The organism is Clostridium sp., assembly GCF_051654825.1.
Lineage (GTDB): Bacteria > Bacillota > Clostridia > Clostridiales > Clostridiaceae > Clostridium.
In genome coordinates this window covers 22,235-28,593 of sequence record NZ_JBOFYU010000161.1, presented here as the reverse complement: position 1 = coordinate 28,593, position 6,359 = coordinate 22,235, and the positions used below count along the sequence as shown (strand labels likewise).

Genomic DNA, 6,359 nt, shown 5'->3' with positions numbered 1-6,359 from the left:
GTTGAACGCTTCTGCGAACCCTCTGTTTGCTAAAACAGTTGTGATTGCAGCTGTTAAAGTTGTCTTACCGTGGTCAACGTGACCAATTGTTCCGATATTTACGTGTGGTTTACTTCTTTCGAATTTTTGCTTTGCCATTATAAATTCCTCCTTTATTCTTTGTAATAAACTTTGCCTAGCGTTTGTATCTTTTTAATATATTGTCAGGCTTATATATAATAAGCTTACAATTATATTGGAGCTCACGATCGGGATTGAACCGACGGCCTCCGCCTTACCAAGGCGACGCTCTACCTACTGAGCTACGTGAGCACTCTTGCTTGCTTTATAGTTTAATATACCAATTATAAAGTTTACTATCATTCAAAAACTTTGTCAATAACAATTAACTACTTTATTCTTGGTTATATAGACATTTTTCTAGTTTTCTCTTTACTCTTTGCAGTGCATTATCTATTGACTTAGCATGCCTATCTAAATCACATGCTATTTCATGATAAGACTTTCCATCCAAATAGGATTGAAGCACTTCCATTTCAAGATGAGATAATACTTTTGCCATCTCTTTTTCTATATGTTCTATCTGCTCTTGGCTTATTATAAGTTCCTCTGGATCTGAAATCTTAAAACCATCAAGTACATCTAATAAAGTTCTTTCTGATTCTTCTTCATAAATGGGCTTATTTAACGATATGTACGTATTTAAAGGAATATGTTTTTGCCTTGTAGCTGTTTTTATAGCTGTTATTATTTGCCTTGTAACACAAAGTTCAGCAAAAGCTTTAAAACTACTAAGTTTATCAGCTTTAAAGTCTCTGATAGCTTTATATAAACCTATCATTCCTTCTTGATATATATCTTCCTTATCTGCACCTACAAGAAAGTAAGACTTAGATTTAGCCTTTACAAAGGTTTCATATTTGGAAATAAGATATTCTTGTGCTCTTATATTTCCATTTTTAGCATCAGAAACAATTTCTTCATCAGTTTTACCATTAAACTCTACAAAACCTTCTATAGAACTCCCTTTATTATACACTTTTTCCCCACCTTACCCCATTCTTTTTACAATTATATCCTATTTTAGACCCATTAGTCAATCCAATTAACTTCTTCTTATAGCTTCTAATTTTTCAAACACTTCATTATCAACATAATCTCCCAAATGATTCTTATTATGAGTTACATTTCTAACTGCTTTTTGTGCTATTACATTTTTAGCTTTTAATACATCATTATAAAATTCTAAGGCTGCAATTCTTACTGCACCTCTTTGAAATATAGTTTGCTGCTCTAACCAATCAGATGTAACAACATAAACCTCATATTTTCTTCCAAGTAAATGAACTTCTTTTTCTATATAAGCATCTGCCGTTTCTCCATCTTTAGTAAATACTATGCTAATATTTTTATTTATAGCTTCTTTTTTTTCTAAACTTCGTACTACCTTGTGTGCATCAAAAACAATAACTATTTTACAATCAATATATACAGCATAATTATGTAATATATCTATTAATTGTTGCCTTGCTCCATCAAAACTATACTCTTTTTGTTCTTTTAAATTAGGCCAGCAATTTATAACATTATATCCATCAACAAATATAATCTTCACACTTTACCTCTTTTGATTATCAAATTATTTTGATAATCTTCCTCTTAATACTTCATACATCATTATACCACCTGCAACTGAAGCATTTAAAGAGTTAATTTTTCCTACCATAGGAATTTTAACTAGCTTATCACATTTTTTTAATGTTAATTTTGAAATTCCTCTTCCTTCACTACCAATAACTATCGCGCAAGGTCCTGAGAAGTTTACTTGATAGCTATATTCAACACCAGCTATATCCGCTCCATATACCCAAATTCCTGATTGCTTTAATTCATCTATAGCAGCGTTAATATTTGTAACCTTTGCTATTTTCATATGTTCTATCGCTCCTACTGAACATTTATAAACAGTTGATGTTATCCCTACATTTCTTCTCTTTGGTATAATTATTCCATGAGCTCCACATAATTCAGCTGTTCTTATTATTGATCCTAAGTTATGAGGATCTTCTATTTCATCTAAAACTATTACAAAAGGATCTTGACCTTTCTTTTTAGCTTTTTCTAAAATATCAGCTACTTGACAATATACAAAAGGAGTTACTAAAGCTATTACACCTTGATGATTAACACCTTCACTCATTCCATCTAATTTTTTTCTGTCTACTTCTTTAACTACTAAGCCTTTTTCTCTAGCTGAATTTAATATTGCTTTTATTGATCCTTCCATATCTCCCTTTGCAATATATAAACACTCTATAGTTCTATCAGTTTTTAAAAGCTCCATAACAGCATTTCTTCCAACTATTAAATCTTCTCTAACTTGACTTACTACAGCCTCTTCTTTAGGTTCTTTTGAAAATCTATTTTCTCTTGGCTCTCTATACTCTCTTCTCTTTTGATTATAATTACCATTTGCCATTTCTCTTTCTAATCTTGCTTGTTTTCTTTCAATTCTTGTTCCTTTAGTCATTTCATCTTCTCCTATCTTATAAGGTAGTATACATTCTTCCACTATACGCCTTTATTTAATCTTCTAATTCTACTTTTACACAACTTTCTAATATGTATGATAACCTATCTTTATCTCCTGATAAATATAAATATCCTATTAAAGCTTCAAATCCAGTTGCATTTCTATAATCCCTAACATTTGCATTCTTAGGAACAGTTGCTGACTTTGTATTTCTTCCACGTTTATATATATACTGTTCGTCTTCATTTAGCAACTCTTCAATATTATGCATTATAGTTGATTGACTCTTAGCTTTAACATAACCTATTGCTTTTACATGAATTTTATGAGCTGATAGTTCTTTGTTATTTGAAAGTATATAATTTCTTATAAAAATTTCATATACTCCATCACCTATAAGAGCTAATTGTAATGGATTTAATCTTCTAGCTTCATCTTTACTAAACTCAATTACTCTAAAATCTTCTAACATTATTTCACCCCTTTAAATAAAGGCTGCATTAATGCAGCCTTTTTTTACTTAGTCTAACTTTTTCCATCTTACTCCTTGTGGAGTATCTTCTAAAACTATATTTCTTGCTTTTAAATCATCTCTAATTTTATCTGCTAAAGCAAAATCTCTATTTTTTCTTGCATCTTGTCTTTGTGCTATTAAAGCTTCAATTTCATCTGCTAAAGTTCCCTTTGTAGTTTCCTGTAATATTCCTAAAGGTTCTCCAAGCTCTTTTATTAAATTTAAAGCGTTTTGACATAATTCTTTTGATGAATTTATATTAACATTGCTGTTTATATCTTTTATTAAATCAAATATAGCTGTTATAGCATCTGCAGTATTGAAATCATCATCCATTTTTTCAATATACTTTTGTCTATGCTTATCTAATGAATTTAAGAATTCTACTTCTTTATCATCCATATTATCTCTTTTAACTTCTTCTATAAGATTTTCTAAATTACCAATTGCATTATATAGTCTTTCAACTGATGCCTTAGCTGAATCTAAAAGTTCATTACTAAAATTCAACTGAACTCTATAATGTCCTGATAACATTAAGAATCTTATTACATCTGCAGTGTACTCTTGCAATGCATCTCTTGCAGTTAAGAAGTTATTTAATGACTTAGACATTTTTTGATTATTAACATTTAAGAAAGCTCCGTGCATCCAATACTTAGCAAAAGGTTTTCCTGTTAATGCTTCACTTTGTGCAATTTCATTTTCATGATGTGGGAATGCTAAATCCATTCCACCTGCATGTATATCTATAGTGTCTCCTAACAACTTTTTAGCCATACATGAACACTCTATATGCCATCCTGGTCTACCCATTCCCCAAGGACTTCCCCAAGCTGGTTCTCCTGGTTTTTGAGCCTTCCATATTGCAAAATCCATAGGATCTTCTTTTCTTTCATCTACATTAATTCTAGCACCTGATTGTAAATCATCAAGATTTTGACCTATTAACTTTCCATAACCATCAAACTTTTTAGTTCTGAAATATACATCTCCATTTACTTCATATGCATATCCATTATCTTGAAGCCCTTTAACAAATTTTATAATATCTGTTATATATTCTGTTGCTCTTGGATTAACAGTTGCTCTTTTAATATTTAACCCATCTGCATCTTTATAGTACTCTGCTATATATTTGTCTCCAACTTCCTTAACAGTAGTTCCTTCATCATTTGCTTTATTTATCATTTTATCATCTATATCTGTAAAATTTTGTACAAAGTTTACCTTGTAACCTCTATACTCTAAATATCTTCTAATAGTGTCAAAGATGATAAATGTTCTACCATTTCCTATGTGAAAATAATTATAAACAGTAGGTCCACATACATACATTTTAACTTCACCTGGATTTAATGGTATGAATTCTTCTTTCTTTCTAGTTAAGGTATTATAAACCTTCATTCCATTCCCTCCTATCTAATAAAAAGATTATTTCTTTCAAATTCATCTCTTACTTTTTGAATTGCTTCTTCTATTTTTATTTGTTCAACTTCTGAGCTTCTTAATTTAAATTCAATTCCACCTTCAGTTACTTTTTTACCAACAGTAATTCTCATAGGAATTCCCATTAATTCTGAATCCTTAAACTTAACTCCTGCTCTTTCGTTTCTGTCATCTAATAAAGCATCTACACCTATAGCTTTTAACTCATTATATATAGAGTTTGCTACTTCCATTTGATTTTCATCCTTAATATTAACCGGAATAACAGTAACATGATATGGTGCTACTGATAGAGGCCACACTATTCCATTATCATCATGATGTTGCTCTATTATTGATGCCATAGTTCTTGTAACACCAATTCCGTAACATCCCATTACAAATGGCTTTTCTTTTCCATTTTCATCTATAAAAGTAGCTTTCATAGCTTCTGAATATTTAGTTCCTAACTTAAATATATGACCAACTTCTGTTCCTCTTGCTATCGTAACTTCACAGCCACAAGTAGGACATTTTTCACCAGCTGTTATATTTCTAAAGTCTCCAGTAGTTCCTTCAAAGTCTCTTCCGTAATTTACATTTTCAAAATGGAATCCAGTTTCATTAGCTCCAATTATGAAGTTATACATATTTGCTACTTCTTCATCAACTAATAATTCATCAACTTTTATTCCTATTGGTCCAGCAAATCCTACTGATGCATTTGTAGCTGCAAAAACTTCTTCTGGCGTAGCCATGTTTAAATCTACTATTCCACCTAAAGCATTAGATACTTTAACTTCATTAACTTCTCTATCTCCTCTAACCATTACAGCAACTATTTTTCCGTCTGCATTAAATATTAATGTTTTTGCTAGTTTCTTTTCTGTAATATTAAAGAATTTAACTAATTCCTCAACTGTTCTTATATTAGGAGTCTCTGTTTTTGATAACTCTTTCTCATCTTCTCTCTCAGCCTTTTCCACAGTTGAAGGTGCTTTTTCCATATTAGCTGCATAATTACATTTAGTACAGAATACTACATCATCTTCCCCTACTTCAGACTTAACCATAAATTCTGCTGAGTTTGATCCACCAATTGCACCTGAGTCAGCCTCAACACACTTAGCATCTAATCCACATCTGTTAAATATCTTAACGTAAGCTTCATTCATGTTATCAAATGATGCATCTAATCCAGCTTGATCTTTGTCAAAACTATAAGCATCTTTCATTATGAACTCTCTTGATCTCATAATACCAAACCTAGGTCTTCTTTCATCTCTATATTTAGTTTGAATTTGATATAAATTAACTGGTAATTGTTTATATGATTTTATTTCTGTTCTAGCTATATCAGTAAATACTTCTTCATGTGTTGGCCCTAAACAAAAATCTCTATTGTTTCTGTCCTTTAATCTGAACATTTCTTCGCCATAAACATCCCATCTTCCTGATTCTTGCCATAATTCTGCTGGTAATATCGCTGATGCTAAAAACTCTTGTGCTCCAGCATTGTTCATTTCTTCTCTTACTATATCTTCTATATTTTTTAAAACCTTTAATCCTAAAGGCATATAGTTATATATTCCTGATGCCATTTTTCTAATCATTCCTGATCTTAGCATTAATTTATGACTATCTATTTCTGCTTCTGCTGGTGTTTCTCTTAAAGTTGATACAAGCATGTTTGACATTTTCATATTAGTGTGCCTCCCTTTATATTAAATATTATATTTATAAATTTTATTTTAGGACAATACAACGCTAAATTTATTTTTAAATAAAAAAAGTCCGCCCCTATGATTAGGGCGAACTTATATCGCGGTACCACCTAAATTTTTTCTCTTAAAATGATAACGGTATTAAACCGATAGTTTTTAC

7 protein-coding genes and 1 tRNA gene are annotated in these 6,359 nt (G+C 30.7%); all 8 read right to left on the bottom strand.

Annotated elements, in window-relative coordinates:
• Positions 1–138, bottom strand: a 138-nt coding sequence (locus tag ACRDBA_RS09730; protein ID WP_438572726.1) for a GTP-binding protein, incomplete at its 3' end; no start/stop codon positions are given.
• A 98-nt stretch (positions 139–236) separates the two neighbouring features.
• A tRNA-Thr gene (locus ACRDBA_RS09725) sits at positions 237–312 on the bottom strand.
• Between the two features lie 82 nt (positions 313–394).
• On the bottom strand, positions 395–1,018 hold the full coding sequence (sigH, locus tag ACRDBA_RS09720; RefSeq protein WP_438572725.1) for an RNA polymerase sporulation sigma factor SigH: 624 nt from the start codon (positions 1,016–1,018) through the stop codon (positions 395–397).
• 87 nt (positions 1,019–1,105) lie between these two features.
• Positions 1,106–1,615 carry an NYN domain-containing protein gene (locus ACRDBA_RS09715; protein ID WP_438572724.1) on the bottom strand — a complete coding sequence of 170 codons (510 nt, stop codon included), beginning with the start codon at positions 1,613–1,615 and terminating at the stop codon, positions 1,106–1,108.
• A 24-nt stretch (positions 1,616–1,639) separates the two neighbouring features.
• Positions 1,640–2,530, bottom strand: a complete 891-nt coding sequence (rlmB, locus tag ACRDBA_RS09710; RefSeq protein ID WP_438572723.1) for a 23S rRNA (guanosine(2251)-2'-O)-methyltransferase RlmB — start codon at positions 2,528–2,530, stop codon at positions 1,640–1,642.
• A gap of 55 nt (positions 2,531–2,585) precedes the next feature.
• Positions 2,586–3,005 carry a Mini-ribonuclease 3 gene (locus tag ACRDBA_RS09705; RefSeq protein WP_438572722.1) on the bottom strand — a complete coding sequence of 140 codons (420 nt, stop codon included), beginning with the start codon at positions 3,003–3,005 and terminating at the stop codon, positions 2,586–2,588.
• Positions 3,006–3,053: 48 nt separating this feature from the next.
• Entirely contained in the window at positions 3,054–4,454 is a 1,401-nt protein-coding gene (gene cysS, locus ACRDBA_RS09700; protein ID WP_438572721.1) for a cysteine--tRNA ligase, read from the bottom strand.
• An 11-nt stretch (positions 4,455–4,465) separates the two neighbouring features.
• Positions 4,466–6,178, bottom strand: a complete 1,713-nt coding sequence (locus ACRDBA_RS09695; RefSeq protein ID WP_438572720.1) for a proline--tRNA ligase — start codon at positions 6,176–6,178, stop codon at positions 4,466–4,468.
• Between the last annotated feature and the right edge of the window lie 181 nt (positions 6,179–6,359).